Origin of the sequence: Enterovirga sp. CN4-39, assembly GCF_049446235.1 — a bacterium.
In the GTDB taxonomy this organism is placed as follows: domain Bacteria; phylum Pseudomonadota; class Alphaproteobacteria; order Rhizobiales; family Beijerinckiaceae; genus Enterovirga.
This window is the reverse complement of the sequence record NZ_JBMSEF010000001.1, coordinates 681,462-703,312: the sequence shown is the minus strand read 5'-3', so window position 1 is coordinate 703,312 and position 21,851 is coordinate 681,462. Positions and strand designations below refer to the sequence as shown.

17 protein-coding genes are annotated in these 21,851 nt (G+C 63.0%); 6 read left to right on the top strand and 11 right to left on the bottom strand.

What is annotated here, in order from left to right:
- Nucleotides 1–322: 322 nt before the first annotated feature.
- The 4 genes from ACO2SS_RS03445 to ACO2SS_RS03430 form a co-directional block, all read right to left on the bottom strand.
- Nucleotides 323–1,657, bottom strand: a complete 1,335-nt coding sequence (locus ACO2SS_RS03445) for an ATP-binding protein (protein ID WP_423276155.1) — start codon at nucleotides 1,655–1,657, stop codon at nucleotides 323–325.
- Nucleotides 1,658–2,536: 879 nt separating this feature from the next.
- Nucleotides 2,537–4,786 carry a hypothetical protein gene (locus ACO2SS_RS03440; RefSeq protein WP_423276154.1) on the bottom strand — a complete coding sequence of 750 codons (2,250 nt, stop codon included), beginning with the start codon at nucleotides 4,784–4,786 and terminating at the stop codon, nucleotides 2,537–2,539.
- Between the two features lie 4 nt (nucleotides 4,787–4,790).
- Nucleotides 4,791–6,227, bottom strand: a complete 1,437-nt coding sequence (locus tag ACO2SS_RS03435; RefSeq protein ID WP_423276153.1) for a hypothetical protein — start codon at nucleotides 6,225–6,227, stop codon at nucleotides 4,791–4,793.
- Between the two features lie 12 nt (nucleotides 6,228–6,239).
- Nucleotides 6,240–6,734 carry a hypothetical protein gene (locus ACO2SS_RS03430; RefSeq protein WP_423276152.1) on the bottom strand — a complete coding sequence of 165 codons (495 nt, stop codon included), beginning with the start codon at nucleotides 6,732–6,734 and terminating at the stop codon, nucleotides 6,240–6,242.
- A gap of 482 nt (nucleotides 6,735–7,216) precedes the next feature.
- Between ACO2SS_RS03430 and ACO2SS_RS03425 the strand changes: the two genes are divergently transcribed.
- Nucleotides 7,217–7,408, top strand: coding sequence for a hypothetical protein (locus ACO2SS_RS03425; protein ID WP_423276151.1), 192 nt, complete (start codon nucleotides 7,217–7,219; stop codon nucleotides 7,406–7,408).
- On the opposite strand, the gene ACO2SS_RS03420 is transcribed toward ACO2SS_RS03425, so the two are convergent.
- A complete protein-coding gene (locus ACO2SS_RS03420) occupies nucleotides 7,405–8,067 on the bottom strand; it encodes a recombinase family protein (protein ID WP_423276150.1) in 663 nt (220 codons plus the stop codon). The genes ACO2SS_RS03425 and ACO2SS_RS03420 overlap by 4 nt on opposite strands.
- A gap of 757 nt (nucleotides 8,068–8,824) precedes the next feature.
- Here ACO2SS_RS03420 and ACO2SS_RS03415 point away from each other — a divergent pair.
- Nucleotides 8,825–9,145 carry a helix-turn-helix domain-containing protein gene (locus ACO2SS_RS03415; RefSeq protein WP_423276149.1) on the top strand — a complete coding sequence of 107 codons (321 nt, stop codon included), beginning with the start codon at nucleotides 8,825–8,827 and terminating at the stop codon, nucleotides 9,143–9,145.
- 13 nt (nucleotides 9,146–9,158) lie between these two features.
- Here the strand turns inward: ACO2SS_RS03415 and ACO2SS_RS03410 are convergent, their stop codons facing one another.
- The 4 genes from ACO2SS_RS03410 to ACO2SS_RS03395 all read right to left on the bottom strand — a co-directional run bounded on the left by ACO2SS_RS03410 (nucleotide 9,159) and on the right by ACO2SS_RS03395 (nucleotide 13,658).
- Entirely contained in the window at nucleotides 9,159–9,485 is a 327-nt protein-coding gene (locus tag ACO2SS_RS03410; RefSeq protein ID WP_423276235.1) for a hypothetical protein, read from the bottom strand.
- Between the two features lie 1,022 nt (nucleotides 9,486–10,507).
- Nucleotides 10,508–12,943: a DUF5906 domain-containing protein gene (locus tag ACO2SS_RS03405; RefSeq protein ID WP_423276148.1), complete on the bottom strand. Its 2,436-nt coding sequence runs from the start codon at nucleotides 12,941–12,943 to the stop codon at nucleotides 10,508–10,510.
- A gap of 1 nt (nucleotide 12,944) precedes the next feature.
- A complete protein-coding gene (locus ACO2SS_RS03400; protein WP_423276147.1) occupies nucleotides 12,945–13,259 on the bottom strand; it encodes a hypothetical protein in 315 nt (104 codons plus the stop codon).
- On the bottom strand, nucleotides 13,260–13,658 hold the full coding sequence (locus ACO2SS_RS03395) for a hypothetical protein (RefSeq protein WP_423276146.1): 399 nt from the start codon (nucleotides 13,656–13,658) through the stop codon (nucleotides 13,260–13,262). It lies immediately after the preceding gene.
- Nucleotides 13,659–14,388: 730 nt separating this feature from the next.
- Here ACO2SS_RS03395 and ACO2SS_RS03390 point away from each other — a divergent pair.
- A complete protein-coding gene (locus ACO2SS_RS03390; protein ID WP_423276145.1) occupies nucleotides 14,389–15,369 on the top strand; it encodes a S1 family peptidase in 981 nt (326 codons plus the stop codon).
- 87 nt (nucleotides 15,370–15,456) lie between these two features.
- Here the strand turns inward: ACO2SS_RS03390 and ACO2SS_RS03385 are convergent, their stop codons facing one another.
- Nucleotides 15,457–15,879, bottom strand: a complete 423-nt coding sequence (locus tag ACO2SS_RS03385; protein ID WP_423276144.1) for a hypothetical protein — start codon at nucleotides 15,877–15,879, stop codon at nucleotides 15,457–15,459.
- Nucleotides 15,880–16,673: 794 nt separating this feature from the next.
- On the opposite strand from ACO2SS_RS03385, the gene ACO2SS_RS03380 reads away from it, so the two are divergent.
- Nucleotides 16,674–17,783, top strand: a complete 1,110-nt coding sequence (locus ACO2SS_RS03380; protein WP_423276143.1) for a hypothetical protein — start codon at nucleotides 16,674–16,676, stop codon at nucleotides 17,781–17,783.
- A gap of 248 nt (nucleotides 17,784–18,031) precedes the next feature.
- Here the strand turns inward: ACO2SS_RS03380 and ACO2SS_RS03375 are convergent, their stop codons facing one another.
- Nucleotides 18,032–19,297, bottom strand: coding sequence for a calcium-binding protein (locus ACO2SS_RS03375; RefSeq protein ID WP_423276142.1), 1,266 nt, complete (start codon nucleotides 19,295–19,297; stop codon nucleotides 18,032–18,034).
- Nucleotides 19,298–19,424: 127 nt separating this feature from the next.
- Between ACO2SS_RS03375 and ACO2SS_RS03370 the strand changes: the two genes are divergently transcribed.
- Together ACO2SS_RS03370 and ACO2SS_RS03365 are read left to right on the top strand one after the other, a co-directional pair.
- Complete coding sequence (locus tag ACO2SS_RS03370; protein WP_423276141.1) at nucleotides 19,425–20,156, top strand: SOS response-associated peptidase; 732 nt, start codon at nucleotides 19,425–19,427, stop codon at nucleotides 20,154–20,156.
- A gap of 506 nt (nucleotides 20,157–20,662) precedes the next feature.
- Complete coding sequence (locus ACO2SS_RS03365; protein ID WP_423276140.1) at nucleotides 20,663–21,577, top strand: NAD-dependent epimerase/dehydratase family protein; 915 nt, start codon at nucleotides 20,663–20,665, stop codon at nucleotides 21,575–21,577.
- Nucleotides 21,578–21,851 lie beyond the last annotated feature (274 nt).

Sequence of the window (21,851 nt, the reverse complement as noted above, 5' to 3'; positions counted from 1 at the left end):
GCGTCTCACACAGCGGGTCTAGATTGCTTCCGAGGGGCCGCTCCGGGCGACTTGAACTCGAAGCTCTGGCCGCTGTCGTTCCGGGAACCGATTACATAACCGGGACGGTTTCGCTGTGGGCTAACATGTTAGGGCGCTTGACTTTTTTGATTTCCCAGTGCCCGAGCGTGAATTCCGGCCGCGAGCTAGTTACATAAAGGCGCCCTAGACGTAGGCTGGGACGTACCTCGCCGTTCGCTTCGCCTGGTCCTCATCCATCGGGCGAATCTTGCCGGCCTCTATCGCCTCACGGATGACGATCGACACCTGAGGATACTGCTTGTCAGAAAGCCCGAGGCGAGCTCGAAGGCTTGCGTTGCTCATCATGGACCCGGCTTCGAACCGAAGTTGGGCGTGCTGATAACAGGCCCGAATTCGCTCCTCTTTCGACATTGCGGCGAACGGTCTCTCGCCGAAGATCGTAACGACGGTAGAGCCTTCGACTTCCTGGAAGTTGGGGGGGAGGGAGGGCCGCGGTTTCGATCGCTTCCACTGCGCGATCCACTCCGCTCCCGCGCTCCTCGCAGAACCCGAGCCGCCGCATGAGGCCGGCCAGCTTCTCATTTCGGGATCTTGATGGGGCATCGATGAAGCGATCCGGGGAGATTAGTGGCCGGCCAGGATTGGTGATCCTGATTTTGTCCGGAAAGATCTCGATCCGGGGACCATCTCCCACAGACGTGAGATCCTGATGGATGAGAGCGTTTGCCACGAATTCTCTGATTGCGATCTCAGGTATCGTGAAACGCTTGGTGCGGACCCCGTGAACTATGACTTCCTTATGAGGAACACGGTCGAGAATGTACCGGAGTAGACGCTGAAACGTAACTCCGTAGCCTCTCTCACCTGTGACATCGTCGACTCCGCTCATCTTGTTCGGTTCGGAGTACGTGATGACCCGAGGAGCCTTTCGGCTCAGCAACGGAAATTCTGTGAGCTTTTTAGCCGCGACGATTGCCAGGAAGTTCGTCACGTCATAGCCACCTTGCCTATCGTCGACAATCAGCCCTTCCATCATGAGTTGATCAAACACCGAAGCTGGCGAGAGCCGGCGAAGCCCCAAAGTTGAAAACAGCTCGTCGCAGTCGAACCGCTCGAGTATATCGCGTTTATCTAGATGCGTTGCGGCGATCCCCTGCTCAAACGAATAGCGCGAAGTGATCGCCCAAAGAGCTCGTTCTCGCTCGGGGAAGTCACGTAAGGGCTGCTGCACTGAGTTGACTCGCACGAATGGTTCGGACTTGAACCGAACCGGGCGGATGTAGCCCGGATCTATCGCGATCATCTCGACCAAACGGCCCTCGTGTTCAAACGCGACAAACTCTAGATTGATGCGTGGTTCGAGTAGACGGGACAGCCATTGCTCGAACAGTTGCTCTCCGACTTTCTCTTCCTTGAGGCGAACTTGGGTCCCTACGACCTCATGAGTATCGTCCTCGACGCCAAAGATCAGATACGCTCGCTCTTGCCCGGCCAGCATTGCTGAATTGGCAAGGCCGGAGACATAGCGGCCAACATCCTCCGGCACGAACCTGTTGAGCTTGAACTCCAGCCACTCGCTCTCCCGAGGCTCGGCACATAGACTGGCAAGCAGCCGGCTTGGATCAACAATCGCCATTTCCTTGCCCGTCTAGCCCCCGCCTACGCTCAACGCCACCTTACCGTTCGCGATTTCGTTTCCCATTCCGAGGATTGATACGTGTACCCTTCTCCGGTCGTCCCGCTTGGTGCTGACCAGCACGCCGTCAGCCTCGACCCCAGCAGAAGTATCCGGTCGCTCTCGAGAGAGCGGGCGCTGAGTCTGGATTGTTAATTTCCCGGCTGTAAGCGAATAGGTGACGTCTACCGTATGAGTGCCTTTACATCGGATCCGTCTCGGATGTGGACCATGATCGGGTACTTCGGGCTCGAGCATTGCTGTCGATCGGCCGTCGCGAGGATGGAAACTGCCGAAAAATCCCGCTAGTAAGCTTCGCCTCATTTCCGGTTGGTCGCGCCGCTTTGATAGAAGAGCAGGACAGAGCTCAAGACCAGTACGCCTGAGACCTCGGTCTGTCGCGGAAAGGCTACCAGCATCAACAGGCTGAACCCGATCCCGATTACTCCTGTCATCGTCGGTAGCGCCTGTCGGTGGCGGGGTCGGGCCTACCGACGAGCGCGACGGTTGAAGCTCTCAACCGCGTCGTTGAAGTCGCTTACGACCCTGGCTGAGACCCGCTGGGCCTCTTCGATAGCGCTCCGCTGGCAGCCCACCGCATCCTCGACCTCGCTCTTGTAAGAAGTCATCTGTCGCCTGCAGCGGTCGAACTCGTCCTGGTCATCGAAGCCGCCGTAGCGTGTTGCGCAGGCCGGTGCGGACGGCTCCGAACAGTACGCGGACGCCTCGCCAGGTACGATCAGGCTCATCAAACCCGCGATTGCGAGCGAACATCGGGTGCGGTGAGGGTTTGTCATCCGTCCAGAGTATCGCCCCTTCCGCGGTCTGCAATTCTCAAATCTATCGCGAGTACAGATCCGTGATCGAAGATCGGCGCCCGCTCCGCTGCCGCGGGGCCTCAATGGCGGCGATCGTGCCGGCCGTCCCGACTGCCGGGGCCTGGGCCCGTGACTGCGCCGCGGCGAACAGGTCGCCTAGTGCCCGGATCTCAGCCGGGTCCGTGCTCGTCAGGTAGGATCCGACGCGCTGCGCAACCGGCTCCGTCATCCCGGTTGCAGCCCGGCCGGCGCCGGCCGCCGCGCCCGCGGTGCCGTGGAAGATGGCGCTGAGAAGCCGGCCTTCCGCGAGCCGGGCGAGCGCAGTGGCGCCGGGAAGGTCCACTGCCTCGCCCAGGTTCTCGGCTGTATCGGAGCCGCCGGTGATGCCCCGGCGGGTGCTCGCCATCGTCCGTTCGCGCGCGACTCGCTCGCCGAAGATCGCCCGGATTGTCGGGTCGGGCGAAAGGAGCTCGATCTTCTGCTCCATGTTCGGGGTGCTGAAGATGCGAGTCTTATCGTTCCCGACAGGCTGGTTCTCCAGCTTCACGCCAATTTCCCGGGCCGCCCCGGCGCGGGCGAGATCCTGCTCGCCGGGCGTCATCTGCCGGAACGCGAGCCCGGCCTCGTCGGCGTTGCGCGCTTTCGCCAGATCCCGGCCGGTCTGGATCGCCTCAAGAGCCGTGGTGTCGTCGGCGTAGCGCTTGAGCGCCTGGCCATATGCCGGATTGTCGTCGGCGAGCCGCTGCCGAAGCTGGTCCCGGGTTTCGCGGACGGCCTGCGCAAGGGAACGCTGCGCCGGATCGACCGATCCGAAAGCCGTATTCACCTGCGTATCGAGGGCCCGCTTGATCATGTCCCAGCCGCGCATAGTCGGAACGCGGAGCGTCGGATTTTCGAGCTCCGTCTCCGTCCGCATGATGGGTTGGCCGTCCGGGCCGAGAACAGAGGTCGGCACCTGCCGCGTCACCGTCCGGGCGTTCGGGTTTGGGATCTCCGCGAACACCTCCGTGAGGGGCAGCTGGTTCTCGGCCGCGGTGCGCTCGACGGTGCGCAAGGCGTCCTGCACGGACTGCCTGTCGAGCATCTCGTCATAGAATTGGCCGGAGGGCGCCGGCGCCGAGTACGCCTCATCGTAGTGGCGCTGCGAAGCCGTCCGGCGGGCGTTCACGATGCCCTGTTCGGTATTGAAGGCGCCGACGCCGGTCTGGCCGAGCGCTTCGTCGCTGAACTGGCCCAGTCGCGTGGCCTGGCCCTCCTGCCGAGCGTTCAGCCGCCCGAATGCCTCATCCCGAAACGAACCGGGCGCGCGGGAGGCCGCCTTCGCGAGCTTCTGCGTGTTCCGGCCCGCCGCATCCACGGCCATGAACTCGGGCTGCCCAGCCGCGGCCGCCTGCTGGACCGCCGTCGCGATCTCATCCGGCGAGGTGCGGTCCTGCATAATCCGGCGAACGAGCCAATCATCGGCCCGGCCTTCCGGATTCCGGACGGACCGGACGACGTCGCGGACCGCCCCGCCGGCCCGGCTCGCCAGATCGACCGCGACCGGCGCAGCGGCGCCGAGCGCGGCACCTACGGCCAGGTTGTCGCCGGCAGCCTTGGCCCGGTTCTCGAAACCGCCTTCGCCGCCGCCGAATCCCGCCGCGGCGCCGTAGCCAGCGCCCTCGACGGCTCCCGCTGCCGCGCGCTTGGCTGTCTGGCCGGCACCGCTCCCCGTCATCCGGCCGAGCACCGGGAGCGTCTCGCGCCCAACGAGCGTGGCGCCTTCTCGCGCGAGCCCGACGCCGGTGGCAAAGCCGCCCGCGGCGTTCAGGACAGGGTTCAGGAAGGGATGCTCGGCTTCGAACCGTCGCCTTGCGTCTTGCTGTTCGGCGAGCGTCCGGTCGTAGGTCTCGCCGATCGCGCGGCCGTCGCCGAGCCCGATAGCGTTCAGGACCGCATTGGCCCCGGCCTTCGTGCCGGCCTGAATATTTGGGAGCGTGCCGAACGTCATCCCGTTCGCGACGGAAGCCGCAACGCCGTAGCGCGGGAACATTGCGTCGAAAATCTGCCGCGCGAGGCCCGGTGCTTCCGGCGCCGGCGCGTTCGGGTCCTGCGCCGCGCCAGGCGCCGGCATGCCAGCGGGAAGGTTCGGCCCTGCCGGAGGGGCTCCGGCCGGCGCGGCCTGGCTCTGTTCTGCCTGCCACTGTTCGGCGCCAGCGAGCGCCTGCGCTTCGTCCGGAGCCTCGATCTCGAGCGTCCGGCCGCTCGGCGTCTGGATGGTGAAGATGGGCATAGCGCTACCTCACGCTGAGCACGCGGAACTGCGGCCGGGCGCCGCCGGACGGAGCCGACGCTGGGATGCCCACGGCTCCGGAGTTCGCCGACGCTTCCGGACGAGCCTCCGGGAACACCGGGTTGGCTTCGGCCCATGCCGAGAGCTCCCGCCGGAAGCCCTCGTCGATCCGGCCGTTCCGCTGGACATATGCTTGGCGCAGGCCCTCCACCTCGATCGCACGGCGCTGGACGCGCTCATAATAATCGAGGAGCTTCATGTTGGCGCCGCGCGTATTTCCGAGCCCGGCAACCTGCTGCTGAAGGAACGGCCGGTCGCTGTCCGAGAGCGCGCCGGGCATCAAGTTCTCGCCGCCTTCGTTCCTGGCGTAGAGCGCGAGCTTGTTCGAGATCGCCCGGGCGACTTCGGCATCCGTCGTGTTCCCGACCGGCATCCCGAGCGCCTCAAGCGCCTTCCGGAACTGCAGCGCCGTCTCCCCGCCGAAGCCCTGTTGCGTCTCGGGGTTGGCGAGAAGCTGGCGCATGAACTGGAGCGAGCCGAGCTGCGTCCGCGCCGCGTTCGCCTGGGCGTTGATCTTCGCGTTCTCCTTCGCGAAGCCTTCATCCATTTCCTTGTCATAGGCGGACTGCTGCTGGCCGCGGCCGAGCGCCTCGATCCGGGCATCGTAAGCCCTCCGGTTTGGATCGCCGGCCGGGAGCCGGTCGCGTTCGGCGATGAGGCGAGAGACTTCGGTGATCTTGTCGCCGGCCGGGACAGCCGGAAGCCCGATGGCGCCGGCGCGCGACTGCACGACCGGCCCGCCGGGGGTCTGAACTTCCGTGATGCCCTCGCCGCCGAGCATGAGCGCCTGCCGGAGCTCCGGGGGGAGTCCCGCGAATGTCGCGGCCCGGACCTGATCCATCGTGACCGGGGCCGGGTTGCCCTCTAGGCGGGCGCCGCCGGGCTGGATGACGACCTCGCCCGGCTTGAGGCGCGTCTGGCCGCCGAGCATGGGTGCGAGGCCCGTGTTCCTTTGGGTCTGTTGCGGGAGGAACGCCGTCTCGCCCTCGCCGAGCTTGATCGGGGCCGCATACTGCCGCTTAAGCTGGCCGTATTGGTCAATCAGCGCGACGTTCTGCTTCGTCCCGGCTTCGACATCCTGGCCGCGGCGCGTCGTGGCCGCGTCCGTGTCGACCCGGTATAAGCTTTCGGTCGGCTTCCACCGGCCCGCGCCCATACCCATGCGGTCGGCCATCGCCGGATCGTAGCCGGGCGATTTCATGTAACTGTAGAGGTCGGCCAGCCGCTCGGTCTCGGCGCGCTCCGCCTGCGCCTTCTGGAACGCGAGGGCGCCGGCGGCGATCTTGCTCGGATCTTCTGGAGCGTACAGCGAGGCGATGTTCTGTGCCGCCTGGGCCATGTAGGGGTCGCCGCCGTAAGCGGGGTTCCTGCGGATGGGCATCGGTCGGCTCCGTCAGTGAAAGGTCGCGTTCGAGGGCGGGAAAGCTTCCCGGCCCCGGGCTGCTTCGCGATCGCCGATGCGGCGGATCGCGGCGAACATGGAAAGGCGGCTCGCGATGGCCACGAGCGCATCGCACCGATTATCGAAGTCGATTGCCTCGTCCGTGGTGAACGGGCCGGGCGCCGAGTTGCCGAACATCCGCACGAGCTCGGCCCCGCGCCGGAAGGCGAAGTCGAAGAGATCGGTCCCAGGCTCCAGGTGAGCGGTGACGGGCTGGATCGCCGTGAGGAAGGCCGCGGCGGCCCGGTCGATTGCGGCCGGCGAAGCCCGGGTCATGTCGAGCGCCTGGGCATCGAGGACGATGGCGCAGGCCCGCATGACGTTCTGCGAAACGTCCCGGCCGATGGCCGCGGTTTCGAGGCGCACGGCGACATCGGCCAGGATTTCGTCCGCCGTCTCGGGGGAGTGTTCCGCGGGTCCGTGGCCCGCTACGGGTGCCTCGATCATGTCGGGGCGAAACATAGCACGGGCAAAGATAAAATGCAAGCAAAGATGGCGATATACTTCGATTAATGCTGGCAGTCGATCTGAGGTCGGCGCGGCGTGATCTTGACTTCGCATCCGGACAATTTGTCCGGAACCTGTGCTGCGCAGAAATTATCTCGGCACGCCTTCGGCCGTTTCTGGGGATCGGTTTCGACCGGTGCCGGGGGGTGGGTCGGGGTCGGGGGCCGGGCTCGGGCCGGAACCTCGGCGACCGGGGTGGTGCAGAACGGCTCCCACTACCTTCGCCCATGTGGCAAGGTCACGCCTGACTGTTTGGGGACGCCATGACTGACGCCGGTTTCGTCGCGACGGCTTGGACGAATGGTAGCCGGCATCCTTCAGGGGCCGGGTACGGCTTGAAGATCGCGGTTGCGGATCGTGGGTATCACTTCAGGCGGGAGTGGAGGTCCGTCACCCTTCATCTCCAGGGATGGTCGGGCCCTGTGACGGTCAACATCGACAAGGCATCGTTCTGGGGTGGGAGATGCCGCGAGCTGATCAGCGCTGAGATCGGCCGATGGCTGATGGGCGCCGGCAAGGCGCCGTGGCCAATGCGCAAGCCGCCCACGGTGCGATTTGTGCCCCGTTCCGGAGAAGCGGCCTTCGACGTTTATTGGCTCGACGAGCTCGACTAGGTTGGGCCTAGCCGGTCCAGCACTCGTTTGACGGTCATGGCCTGCCACTCGGCGCCGCGATCGGTCCGGAGGCCGAGCTCGTTCAGCGCGGCCGCGATCTGGCGCGTGCTCTTCCCGGCCTGCTTGAGCGGTAGCACGACGCTGGCGAGTTTCTGGGCACCCTTGGCGGCCGATTCGGCCCGGGCGACATTTCGGGCCATCGTCGTGTCACGAACCCCGCCAAGCACCGTTCCGCGGGCCTTAGCGGCTTGCAGGGCCGCTTTCGTGCGGGCGCTGATGAAGTCCCGCTCCTGCTCCGCGAGCGCCGCGTAGAGGTGAAGCTGAAACTTGTCGGCGTTCGGCATGCTCGCGACCCGGAGCGCCACCTTCGCATCGTCCGTAAGCGAAGCAATCAGGCTTACCTTGCGAGAGAGCCGATCCAGCTTCGCTACGAGGAGCTCGGCCCGATGTTTCCGAACGAGGGCCAGCGCCTTCGCGAGTTCCGGGCGCTCGTTGTCGGCGCCCGATTGGATCTCGACGAACTCGCCGAGCACCTCAAACGGCACGTCCGAATAGCGCTCCAGGAAGATCGCGATGTCCCGGCGCTGCGCTTCGATGCCGAGCCCGGAGCGGCCCTGCTCTTTCGAGCTCACCCGGAGATAGATCACGTAGCGCTTCATTCGAACTCCCTTCACGCCCTTTGATGAGCATGAAAGCCGATCCTGTAACGTATGGCAACGGTCGTTGTGCGCGTTACAGAGCATTGAAAAAGAGAGCGGCCGGAGCCGCTCCCTTCCTCGGTCACAAGCCTAGTGAACCGGAACCGCTTCCGGCTTGACCAAGAGATCCGCCCAGAGCGGGAGAGCCGCTCGGAGGGCCTGTCCGCCGTGCTCGATCTCTAGGACCACTTCGCACGCGAGCTCATCGCCCTTCCGCGAGCACCTCGTCACGAGCTCACCATACCGAATGTCCTCACCGGGAAAGTGGCCGGCCAGATCGGCTGCGATGGCGGAAGATCGGGCTGCGATCTCGGGGGGCGCATCAGTGATAGTCATGCGAGTGAACGGCCTTCGTGGCTCGTGCTTTGGAAGCGCGCCGCGCTGATCCTGAAGGCTGCTGCGGTCGAGATTCTGGTCGCCCTTACGAAGACTCAGCATGCGTGTGATCCCTGATTGCTCGCATCCGCTTTCGACGGAGGCGTGGGTGTCCGGGAGCTCGAAAGACCGCACACGCACGGTCCTGACACTTTTGGGCCGAGCCTTGGACATGGTGCCAGGGCCCCGGACCCGTTCAGGCTTACAGGTCGTGCTGTGACTTTGCCAATCGACTCCCTGGGATCAGGATTAGCCTCAGTAGACTTTGTGGTCAACATAGATAATCTAACGTTAGTGTAAGCCTGTCAGTCATAATGGCTGACGTCATAGACATAGACTTACAATGACGGATAAAACCTGCTCGCGATTGTTGCTGCAAAAAGAGGTCGCGGAGCGGCTTGGCTGCTCAGAGACCACGGTTGCTCGTTTGAGATTTGAAGGGAAGCTAGCGTACATTCCTGGGCGGCCGGTCTTAATCAACGAGGCCGATCTCCAGGCGTATCTAGATGCCAATGCTGAAGCCAAGCGCCTGAAACGAGAACAGGCAGAAGCCGAGACGGCGCGACTTCGTGCATTCTTGAAAAGCCCTGCATTCATGGCAATGCGAATCCATCGAGCGCTAAGCCGGATGAAGGAGCGCAAGACTCGGAAGGCACCTTCGTAAGTCGGACTCGAAGTCAGCCGAACAATCCGGCTGCAGCTTCCTCTCCGTCGTCTTCGACGAGCGTGGCCTCAGCGGCTTCGGTCTTCCTGCGAAGCTCCGCCGCGTACCGGGCGAGCTCGGCCCCGTCCATTTCGTGCAGATCCTTTCCGCCGCTGTCCTCATCGTCGGATCCCGCGAGCTTCATGAGGATGCCCGCGGCGGCCGATCTCGCGCTCGCCGGGGCCGTCTTGTCCCGACAGATCTCGAGGCTCGTCTCGTAGGCGACGAGGAGGCCCTCGGTTTGGGCGCGGCGCTTGAGATCGGCACGAACCTGTGCCGGGTCGCGGGCGGGTTTCGTCATGGTGCTTCTCGCGTCAGTCAAAGGCGTTAGGAAGGCGGTCGCGCTCTGCGTCTAGCTCGGCGAGCATGCGACGTAGTTCGGCCGCCTGGGCCTGAAGCTCGGCGCGTTCTGGCGAGACTGGCCCCGGGTCACGAGCATCGTTCAAGGCTCGCTGCATCGCCCGGGCGCCTTGTCGCTCGTGCCGGGCTCGAGCACGTGGGCCGGGCGGGCCCGGCCGGTGAGTCCGCTGCCATTCGCGATGGGCGGCCAGCTCGTCCGGCGACATGGCCGCCAGGCGCTTGGCTCGCTTCTTCCCGGCGCGCTCTCGATCTTTCAGCTTGCGGCCGAGTTTCTCGATCGCCCGTGGGCCGTCGCTCGGCCAACGCGGCTTGTGCCAGTCTTTCCCCTTCGGCGTCCGGCCGCCGTGGTAAGCGCACCGCCCGTTCGGCATGGCAAGCTGCTGGCACGTCCCGCCATCGTGCTTTCGGACGGCGCCGCATTTCGGGAGAAGATGACGGGTCCGATTCCATCGCGTGATCGCGTTCGAGGCGATGAGGCGCCATTGCAGCGACTGGGACCAACCGGGAGCGCGGGGCGGGCGGCGAGGCATCAACGCGGCCCTGTCCGACCGGGCGCGGCATGGCGTGCCCGGAGCCGAGTTTCTTCGTAGCGCACGTGAGGTATCGCGGCCGAGGCGGCGCAAGGGAGCGAACCGGACAAGTTGTCCGCCGGCGAGCTCGCCCAGGCGCGGTCCACTTGAGGTCCAGTCCGGTCCACATGCCAAGAAACTGAAAATCGCAACGAAAACAAAGGCCTGACCACATGGTCCACATGGTCCACGCGATTTCGGCTAATCTCATTACATGTGTGCGGGCTACGGGTGCACCGCTCGTCTTTGCCTACCGCTGGGAGGACGCCGTTCTTTGCGCGTGAATTGATCTGAACAGTGTGGACCATGTGGACCAAGTGGACCATCGTTGATTTCGTTACATTTTCTAGCGTGACGCCGGTCCACTTGGTCCAATGTGATGGGCCGCGCGACATTAGACATCGTCCCAGTCGACTCGGGCCTGCACTGCGCGCTCGAAATCAGCGCGACATGTGTCAATGCTCGGAAGCACGTAGGTGCGTGCCCCCCGACCGCTCGAGCCGCCAAGGCGCGGTCGCCGATCACCGAGTGAAGGGCAGATGGCCCTGAGTTCCTTCCCGAACGCCTGCTGGCTCAACGGCCGAGCACGTAGCTTCATGGCTGTCTTCTCGTAGTCGGCAATGAGTTCCTGCCGGGAGATTTCTTCCGGCCAGCCATCGAGCAGGCCGATCGCTCCGCGCTTCAGGGTGTCGAGCCACCACCGTTGATGCGGCTCGAGGCTCTCGAATTTCTGATCCAGCAGGCCGGCTGTGTCGGGGATGGTGCGGAGGTCGACGCTGCTTAGGTCGAACGCGAGAAGTTTATGGAGCAGGCCAGCGGCGCCTCCCTCTTCCATCTCGCGGTAGATCGCGCCGAAATAGGACTTGTCTTGCCGCCGAGCGTCACTCACATCGAAGACGGCGAACCGCCTCTCGCTTAGCCCGGCCGGAACCGCCCAGCGATTGTTAGTGGTCATGAGGATGCGGATGTTATTCCGCACCTCGATGACATCGACGCCCTTCCGCTCGATCCTCATCCGCGGTGAGGTGACCAGGTCTTTGAGAGCGCCGGCTGCGGCCTTGTCCCCCGCCCAAAGGCCTTCCTCGACCTGCACCAAGAGCGCGGTCTGCAAATGCGCGTTGAACTTTCCGGTCAGGTGGTCAGCCTGGGAGACGACTACGTGATGGCGGCCGAGGATCCGGCTGACGTACTCGCCTACGATCGATTTGCCGACGCCCTGATCGCCCCTGAGCACCAAGGCTGTACCGGTCTTCTCTCCCGGGCACTGGATGATATGCGCCAGCCAGCCGACCACCCACCTGAACAGGGTCTCGTCATCTCCGCACACGTTCGTGCGCAGATGCTCCAGGATGCGGTCGCAAGATCGCGTCGCGTCAGGTTTGAGCGCCAGGCCCCTCCAAAGATTGTATACGCCTGGGGGAGCCCCCTCCGGCATGAAGTCGATGCCGGCCAGGTACTGCCGGCGATGGGCGTGCTCCCACCACGCCTGTGCAACGGATAGCCTTCTGTTGCCGTCCCGGACGGTGTCGTTAGCGTAACGGTCGAAGAACGCGGATCGGGAGGAGAAGGTTATGGCGCCGCTAGCCCCTTCGTTCACGACCAGTGCGTTTCCGCCGTTCATAACGAACGCATGCTCTCGGTTCAGTCGCGCAATGTAGTCGGGGAGGCCCCCTTCTTCCTCTCTCGCTACAGCGTCGTCGCTTGTGTCGGTCCATCTGTCTGCTGATGTGCTCGGCGGACGCTGGTCGGGCAGCATGAAGCCGGGGACAGCCGCTCGTGCGAGGTGGATCAGCGTGCCCGCGCTGAGCTCCGAAGGCGGATACCTGCTGATGTGGTCCCAACGCGCGTCAGTCTCGTCCGCGTCAAACTTGGCCGAGTTCTTCTCGCTCCACGCGGCGAAGGCTTCGCGCCCGTCCTCGCTGCCGTGCGAGGCGTCGCAGAACGCCATCCCGATCGTGTTCCACTCAGCCCAGCTGAGGTCTTCCGGGTTCGGGATTGATCTGGCGAGCGCTGTGAGAGCCTCGGGGGGAAGCGGCTCCTTCGTCGTCCATCCAACCCGCGCCCCCGCTAGCCGGGCCTGGTCGACTGCGACGCCCCTGATGAACAGCATCAATTCTAGCCGTGCAACCGCATCCTCCAGTTCGAGCTCTGAATCGGAAACCGATGCGAGTTCACACAGTCGGGGGTTCTGCAGATGTTTCGTGTGCCACGAACCGGGCCACCGCAGCGGGTGAACGAGCGGAACCGCAGAGAAGTCTGCCCCGACTAGCGCAGCCGCCATGCGACGAGCCCGCTTCAACTGCGCGAGCGCGACAGCTCCTTCTGCAGGCTTGCTCAAACGCCAGTGCAGATGAAGCCTCGGCTCCGTACGGCCGTCGGAAGCCGTCCAGAACCCGCCGGACCTAACAATCGCGGTTGGCGGGCCGAGTGTCTCGGCCAGGAGCTCGCGAGCCTGCTGGGGCCGCTCGTCCAGTTCAACGGATAGAACCGGGCCGTAGAGGACGTCACGTTCTCGTGCCCGCCGGCGGCCATTCTCGTCCAAGGCTCCTGTGAACACCGTCAGCGGTGGACAGAAAACGGCGGGGCGGCCCAGGTTGGCGACCCGGGTGGCCACCGCGCTGGCTCTTTGCACCAGCTCGGTGTCGAGTGGCGCCCAAGTCCACGCGGCTACAAAGCGTTCCTCACGGTGTTCAAAAGCGCTGAGGGAAACCCAACCCCGTGCCGGACACCTCGCGAAGATCGCCTTCGCGAACTCGCGCATCATTCCGTGATCGGCGACGAGCGGACTCTTCGGAGTGTCCGCAGCCAGCTTCAAGGTTGCTGCAAGCATGTCAGTCGAACGCGCAAGGAAGGCGCGACTGCGCCGAGTGGGACAGGACTTCTCGGAATGCGGCGGCCGCTGACGGATTGGCCTGCTCAAGGTGCTCAACGGCGTACTCGACGCAGCGGTCATGCTCAGCCTCAGCGTCGGACAGCCTGACGAGTGCGACGAGCACGCCGGCCGGATCGTCAAACCGGAGCGAATGCGTGAACGCGGATCCGGAAGCCCAGGTATGCCGTGTTCGAAGCGCGTGGAGCGTCACGCGAGGTTCGCCCTGGCTCGACGGCACGTTCATCGGCCATGTGTTCTCGATCGGCAGCGTCATTTACCGCCTCCTGCGGGCTGCGTGCTGCGTGCTGGCGCGGAATGCGGCCATGCAGTGATCGGCAATGGACTGGTCGAAGTCCGCGAGCTGCCAGATCGCCTTCTCGACGTTCTGAGGTGTGTTCTCGCACTGGAACGGCTTAAGCCGCACGAGCGCGTACATCGGGGGCAGCCCGTTGAACGCGCGGCAGACCACAACCCGATCCGCCGGTATCAGCTTGCGTTGCGGGCACTCAGCCGCGAGCACGGGCCGGATCTGGACCAGCCGCGACGGATCCGGATCGAGAAACTCCCGATCACCCGGCCCGTAATCGGGCAGGAGAGTCGGCGTGAAGAGGGCGTGTGGCGCGTCGTCCGTCGCGCCGCGGCACACGAAGGCTCCGAGCAGGGGGCCGGCCATGAAGAGGCTAGCTCCGCCAATTTGCGCGAGCGTTTTCGGCGCGAGCTGCCCTGGCGGCGGCTCCTCGTTCGGATGGCCTCCACGGCTCCGCCGAGTCGACGAGCTGGATCAGGCTTGCAGTTTCGACAAGGGTCCGTCCCGCGATGCGGCGGAAGACGAGCCGGCCCTCATCGGCGAGCTTGTACAAAGACGCTATCGAGACGCCGGTAATCTCATGTGCGCGTGGGAGAGGTTGAAACGGTCGCTCTCGCCAGGGGATCTCGGAAGCACTTTGGCTCCGTGGATGAGGGGCTTTGGGCATTCGAACTGACCTTCGGCGTGAGTGGAGGAGGCTACTCCCGCGCCCGGAGAGCCAGATTCCGTTTCTGCCGTTTCAGTCCGTGTCGTGGCGACGAAGATCTATCTATAGCCTCGGCCGTGCAGCGTCAAGGTCATCATGCTCATCTTCTATGAGACACTACATGACTGACAGTGCGTTGATTGACGTGCTTGCGACTTGCTTGGACAAATTCTTGATGCTACTTTGTGGACGCTGGTAAATAGCGGGCCTCGAGCAACCGCATCCGGCTCGGAGATCATCCGGGCCTTCGTCTCAATCGATCCTAATTGCTTCAGCGAAGCCGGGTCGAGACGCGGGTGCTGCATCGCCATGCGGGCAATCATCGAGAATGCGGGAGGCAGGCACACCCTTCGCCTGGACTCGAGTCGTCGTGTAAGATCCGACAAACACTTGGAGCAGCTGCCGATGGATGTGGCTCGATGGAAGCGGTCTACAGTTCATATCGAGTGTGCTGGAGACAGCGTCCCTTTTGCCACACGGGAGCTCGAACTCTGGCAGGCTCGTGCCCGGCTCCACTTGGGTGAGATAACGGACGAGGACTATCGGGCGGTCTGGAATCGGATCGAACCTTCGCTTGACCGCAGACACACCGGTACGGCGGTCTACATGGTTCATCGTGGAAGGAAGATCCTCGTCACTGCTCGCCACGTTCTTCACGACGAAGAATCGGAAAAGGCGGTCCGGGTGCGTGATCAGACATTTCGCTACGGATCCCGAGACTCAGAGAGCGAGGTTTTCAACGCAGTCTTTCGGGTCCCAACCCTATCTGAATTTCGCGATCATAAAGCCCCGCCGGGTTTTCCGCTCCATACGGTATCCTTGAACAATCTCGGGGCCGGCGGTCGTCATGAATTCTCGTTTTCGACGCCCGAGCTAGACTTGGCGGTGATTTCACTTGAGCGCCGGACCACTTATTTTGCGAATGACCTTGATGGAAACGGCTTCGTACCGATTGATACAGATGACTTGGCGGACGGACCATCTAAGGATGCCGCCGAGATATTTACAGTCGGATTCCCTGGGGTTTCAGAGGTAGGTCGGCAACAGCTGGATCGGGGTAGCTCCCACCGTGGGAGCGCTTCGGTTTCGGTCCCGATCGGGTCATTCGGCAGAGTGTCAATGCTTGAAGACGACTTGCCATATTTCTGGGCGGACCTGAGTATCTATCCGGGGAACAGCGGCGGACCGGTGATCGAGGATAACAAGTTAGTTGGCATCGTGAGTGGGCAGGGTTTAGTTCCACTGGATAGCGATCCAGATACCCTGGTCCGCGTCCCATTCGCGAACGTGATCAAAGGAAAGCATCTGCGATCGCTGATCGATCTTCAGATGGCCAACATGGACAAGCTTCACGAATTCCTGCGCGTCTGAATGCAAGTCTGTCTCCCCGAGCTTAGTGCGGGTTCGGATAAGGCTTCCCAAGCTCGCTCGGCTCCGGCCGGGCGGGCTTTTCCCGTCTCAACCCTCCCGCTGCGTCGCGATCTCCGCCGCAAGCTCCTCCCGATCCCGTTTCACCTGCCGCACGCCCTGGCTCGCCGCGCTTAGTCGCTCACTCTGGGGGTGGTGGGAGGAAAGGGATTTCCGGCGGGGGAGGCCGTAGGTGGCCCAGTTTCCTTGAAACAATGGAAGGCCGACCGGGCGGTGCTGGATCCGACCGCCGATGAAGAACGTCTTTCCGACATCCTCATTGAACACTCCCGCATGGCATGGACCCCCTCCACCCTCGATCAGAACCTCACGGACGCCTTCAAAACCTTTGATCGCTTTGACTACCTGCGCCTCTGCGTAGAAGAACGACAGGATTTTCGTAATCCTGACCTCGGCCACGTTGGGAGCCACGGTCATACCTTCATCGAAGCTGCGGAACTTAAGCTGACGCATCTCCCCGGGATCGAAGCATGCCAGGGCACTGCTCGTGGACAGCAGACTGGCAACGAGGCACAGAGTTGACCAGCGGGGTTTCCGCATAAGAGCATCCATCTCATCGATTGCCTGATAGGTGAAGGCCTTGGCGGCAACACGCCTCAGCCCGAAGTGCTGCTTGAGCTAATCTACAGTAAGCCAAATGGCAGTGGCCCTCGCTCGGATCGGAATGGCCCGTGTGAGGGTTGCGTTCGACGCGCCAGATGAGCTCGACGGCTTCGGTCATCAGGCGTGTCCCGCCGGCGGCGCCTGCCGGACCCAAGCCCACCGGATCACGTCCGTGACGCTCATCGCGTCTTCAGGGCCGGCATGACGTGGGAAGGATGGAGCTCGTGCCTCACATTGAAGGCGAGCACCCATCGGCCCGGTCCGTCGACCTCCCACCATTCCCCGACATGCCAGCCCCCGTGCTCCGGGCAGTAGAGCAGGTAGCCCGACCGCGCGCCGCGTCAGCTTGAACGATGGTCGCGCGTCACTTCATCTCGGGTCGACGAGGCCGCACTCGGACATTGTGACGCCCGATTGCCTGCACGGTCCAGTCGTAAGCTCCGATCAGCAAGACAGCATTTTCCAGCTGCAGGGCAGCCAAACAAGGATATATGTCGCTCTACGCAGAATGCCATATATCGATCTCATAATATATTGTCTGGCATGTTCCAATTCGGACGAGATCCAAATCTTAGTTGATTTGCAGAATAAACAACATCATGTTTCAGTTTGGGCTAGACATATTGCAATCAGGGGGCAGCATCGTGAGACGGTACATCGCTTTCGCGGTCTGGATCCTTGTCGGTTCGGCGTTCGCGCAGGAATGCAGTGGGATCATCAATCACGGCATGCGCAATATCGTCATCAAAAAAACGTCGGCCGCCGCGACGGTTTTGAAGTATTACAACAATTGCGGCAAGAATTTCAGCTCGATGAGCGACGACCAGCTGGCGAGTATAGAAATTGAGGTCATCGGCTATGGAAGCGGAACGGGCGGGTTTACGCGGGCGGTGCGCGAGCAAAAGCTTAATGAGTGGTGTACTACCAACAAGGATACAGCCACTCAGAACGCAGCTTCATACGAAGAGGCTCAGTCCATCTTCAGTGACGCCGTTCAGGCGTGGAATCGGTGCAACGAATTGCTTGCAGCAGATATTTCTATAAATCCGATTATTTCTCAGGATAATCGTAGTGTGACAATGAGCATACGCTATAAAGGACCAACAAGTACCGGGGTAAAATTCTACGGCATTGCGCCTGAAGGATTCTCTTGCAGCATCAAGGGGCCAGCGAACACTGACTACTCTGGATTGATACCCGGCGGGGTGGCCATCGGTCCGGAGGCTCTCTCCGTCGTATGCAGCAGAGATAGTCCCAAGGAAGTGCTCGTCGGAAACAGCAAGATGCTGATGCTTGAGCGAGCAGTTCTTTCTGTTCAAACTGCATCGTATCCTTTTCAGCTCTTCTTTCCAAGGGAGTATGACGAGCCCTTGCCGCAAAGCGAGGCACGTGCTGCTTTGAACCAGATCGTTGAGCTAAAGAGTAGATTGGATAAAATCGAGCCGGTCTCGGCGCAGCATGGGACGCTAATATCGGGTCTCCAGGATGCATCTCAGGCCGTTGCCTCCCAGGTAGCAGCTCAGAAGATCGTGATCTCGAACGAAGTTATAAAATATAATCAGCTTACTCCGCACGGAGCATGTGGCTTTCTTCCGAAGCAATTAGGTCCGCCGCTCGCGGGTGCTTACGCTCCGGGATGCAATGACGCGGCATGGGCTTACTGCTCCGCAAAATTCGGGGTGCCGTCTGCGGGTTATGTAACTGGGGCGAATGTCGACACCGGCGATATGCGGGTCATTTGCATCAAGGGTTGATCAGGGGGGAGGGATACATGCCCTCTGAACCGGCTGAGATGCTCGGCCTTCCCCGAGACGGTGACGACCTCCGAAGAGGCCGTGCTGGCGCGATACGGTCCAGAGTACCAGCATGAGGCGCAGGCGATCTGCGGTGCGTTGGTGTTCATCCTTTCGGGCAGAAGCCTCCGACCGAGCGCCAGATTGGCCGCCGCACTCACTTCGTGAACGCTCGAGCCGCCGCCACCGATCCGGCAGAGTGCGCTGGATCAGCTCGCGATCGCCCATCCAGCGTCAGCGAACTGGATCCACTCGATCCCGGTCACGGACGCGAAATGGCCATCCGTGAAGCTGATTGTCGTGTAGCCATTCCCAGTCTGAGCGATCGAGCTGAGCTCCGCACTCGCGCGGTCCGCGAAGTAGACCGTGTCCGCTCCGGCTTCACCGAAGATGATGTCCTCCTGGTCGACCCGTGCAACCACGAATACGTCGTTTCCCTCCCCGCCGTAGAGAAGATCGTAGCCGATTCCGCCGATGATGTAGTCGCTCCCGGAACCGCCTGAGATCACGTCGTTACCGTCGTCCCCCCAGATCGCGTCGTTGCCATCTTCGCCAAGGAGCCAGTCGGCATCAGCTCCGCCGCCGATCACGTCGTCCTCTGTCCCGCCGTAGATGAAATCCGCGCCTGCGTCTCCCTGGAGCCAATCCTGTCCGCCCAGGCCAACCAGCGTGTCCGCACCGTCCCCGCCGTACAAGGCGTTCATCAGCTCGTTGCCCTGCATATAGTTCGCGCTGCTGTTTCCTGCCCCAATCGCGACGTTGCCGCCCAGGACGAGATTCTCGATGGACCCGGGGAGGTAGTATGTGTTGCTCGTGGCCGTCCCTCCCGTGAACGTCACGATCACAGTGTCCGTGCCAGAGGTGCCGGTATCAGCGAGCGCGTCCGCTTCATCCGCGTAATAGGTATCGCTGCCCTCGCCGCCGTCCAGAACGTCGGCCCCGACGCCACCTGACAGAATGTCATCGCCACGAGCCCCAAAAAGCGTGTCTGCGCCGCCGCCACCCGACAGAATGTCGTTCCCGCTACCGCCGGTAAACGCATTGTCCTCCTCTCCTCCGGTCAGAACAAAAGGATCATCATCCACGATCGAGAACACGGCGCTGGCTACGGGAGCACGCCCGAAGCTGGGATCAACGGCAGACAAATAGAAGGAAATACGAAACTGCTCGTCGTACTCAGGAACCGAGTCCGGGTTCAGCTTGAGCTCCACGAATCCCGACGTAAAGCCGCTGTTATCAAAAGCGTCGGCTGGCTCTCCGCCAATGAAATTAGAAAAAAAATCTTCCCAGAAATCATCATGAGATCCGGTAATAGGCTCTATCCGCCAGTAGAACGAGTTGTATATCGGGTTGATCTGTTCGATAGAAAAAGTTACCAGGGGGCCATTCGTACCAAAGCTGCTTGTGCCTTCGATCGCTTCCGCGCCGAAATCGCTCGATATGATGTAGTTTCCCTGCCGAGAAATCTCGATCATCTCTATTGCTCATCCTTCGCGGCGCTAGTTGCCCGGAGTTTGTACGTCGAGACTGCCACTTTTGCCCACCTACATTCAAGTCTGTCATCGGTTTGAATTCCATGGCCGGGTCGGTAAGCTCGGCCGCATGTGCAATCTCTACAGCGTCACGACGAACCAGGAAGCGATCCGCAACCTGTTCAAGGTCGGCCGCGACCTCACCGGCAACCTGCCCTGGCTGCCGGGCGTGTTCCCGGACTACTCGGCACCCGTGATCCACCTGAACGAGGGCCAGCGCGTCTCGGCGATGATGCGTTGGGGACTGCCCTCGTCGCAGAAGGCCCTGCTCGATGCCGCAACCAAGCGAGCGCAGAAGCTCGAGGCAAAGGGCAAGCCGGTCGACTTCCAGCAGCTGCTCCGGATGGAGCCGGATACCGGCACGACGAACGTGCGCCGAATGGACAGTAAGCACTGGAAGCGCTGGCTCGAGCCCGAGAACCGCTGCCTCGTCCCGTTCACCAGCTTCAGCGAGTTCAACCGTGAGGCCGGCGGCGACATCTGGTTCGCCCTGAGCGAGGACCGCCCGATGGTGGCCTTCGCGGGCCTGAAGGTCGAGAACTGGACGAGCGTTCGAAAGGTCAAGGAAGGCGAGACGACGAACGACCTCTACGGCTTCCTCACGACGGATCCGAACGCGGAGGTCGGCGCCATCCACCCGAAGGCCATGCCGGCGATCCTGACCACGGCCGAGGAGTGGGATGTGTGGCTCCGGGCGCCATGGTCAGAAGCTCGAGCACTACAGCGGCCGTTGCCGGATGGCTCGCTCCAGATCGTCGCGCGAGGGGTGAAGAAGGACGAGCCGAGAGCGGCTGCGGCATGATCGGCATGTTGCGATCCTGGTCGGAGTCTCCGAGCCTGCTCTGGTCATCACGCCGCTTCCTGTGCCCAGAGCATGGCTTGGCGGCCGGCGGAGGCGATCGGGGCAGCTTCGGCCCGCAGCGGGTCCGAGAGCCGGCTCATCGCGGTCGGGCCGCCGAGCGCCGGGTTATCAGCCAGGTTGCGCGGAGCGCGCCCGCAAGCTGCACGAGCAAGTCTCTGTGCGGACCGCCGCCGCGATGCGCAGCCGCCAGAGCGAGTCTCAGCCCCGATTGAGACATTCGAGCACGCGGAACGGAACTGAACATCGAGGTCGGCCGTCGGATTGGTCGAGCGCTCGCGGTGCAAGGAAAGAGGTCACGGCCGTGCCACTTGTACTTCGCGTCTTTCGCACATCTCCAGACTGCGCCCTGAGCTAGCCCGATAGAACTTGCAGGATTGCATCCGTCGTGCTCGGCTGGACGGGGCGTCACTGCCCACCGTGACGCTCTGGAAGACGCCAGTTCCTGTATGGCCACCCTTGTCACCGGATCGAACGGGCTCATCGGGCGAGCCCTCACCACGCGCCTGCTCAGAGCGGGACGGGCGATCGTCGTTTCCGATCAGGTCCCGATTTCGCAGAGCGGATGCCCGGCCGTGGTGCAGCAGCTGCCTGGCGCTCATCGATGGCATGAGGTGATCGTCCGGCATGGGATCACGGACGTGGTCCACGCGGGCGGCATCTCCGGGCCGATGCAGGCGGCGGACCAGCCCGCCCATATCACCGACGTTAACCTGCTCGGGCTCGTGGAACTGCTCGAGGCTGCCCGGATCCACGGACTCCGACGGGTGGTCTGGTTCTCGTCGATTATGGCCTGCGGCAAGCACCCGGCGGACGCGGTGCTGGCCGACGACGTGCCGCTGCGTCCGGACACGGTCTACGGTGCCACTAAGGCGGCGGGAGAAGCGATGCTGCGCGCCTACCGGGCGGAGCACGGGGTCGACGCCGTCGCCCTGCGGGTGGCCGGCTGCTACGGGCCGGGCCGGACCACCTCCTGCCTGATCCGCACTCTTCTTGAGGACGGGCTACAGGGCCGCGAGACGCTGGTGAAGGAGAGTGAGGGCCGCACGCGGCAGCATGTTTTCGTGGAGGACGTGGTGGAAGCGACTGTTGCGGCGCTGGATGTAGGCGAGCTCCGGCAGCCGGTCTACAACATCGGACCCGGGCGGGCGCAGGACCTCCGCAAGATCGTCGCGGCTGCGCGCCGTGCTGTGCCCTCGGTCTCCGCGCGATTGGACGAGGACGGGTTCGCCTGGAACACCTTCCCGGTGGGGCCGCTGTCGATTGACGCGGCGCGACGGGATCTCGGCTTCGAGCCGCGCACTGGGCTCGCGGAAGGCGCGGCTGCCACCCTGGACTGGCTTAAAGTCAGAAGGGGAGCATAGGGCTGGTTCGCGCCCTGTCCGCGTCTCGGCCCTGGCGACGCACGCTCGACAGCACACTTAGAGCGCACCGGCACCCGTTCTTGGATGGCAACGCGAGGATGCCCACTTCTGAAAGGATACCACGATGCCTTGGGCCGAGGCGGAAGACGGCCTGAAGCTAGTCGATGGCCGGCGCCCATCGTGATGCCGAATGCCGGCACACGATCGAACGCGTATTTCTGGACGAATACACCGTTCATCCCGGCGACTTCCTGGCCCTTTGGATGCCGCATCC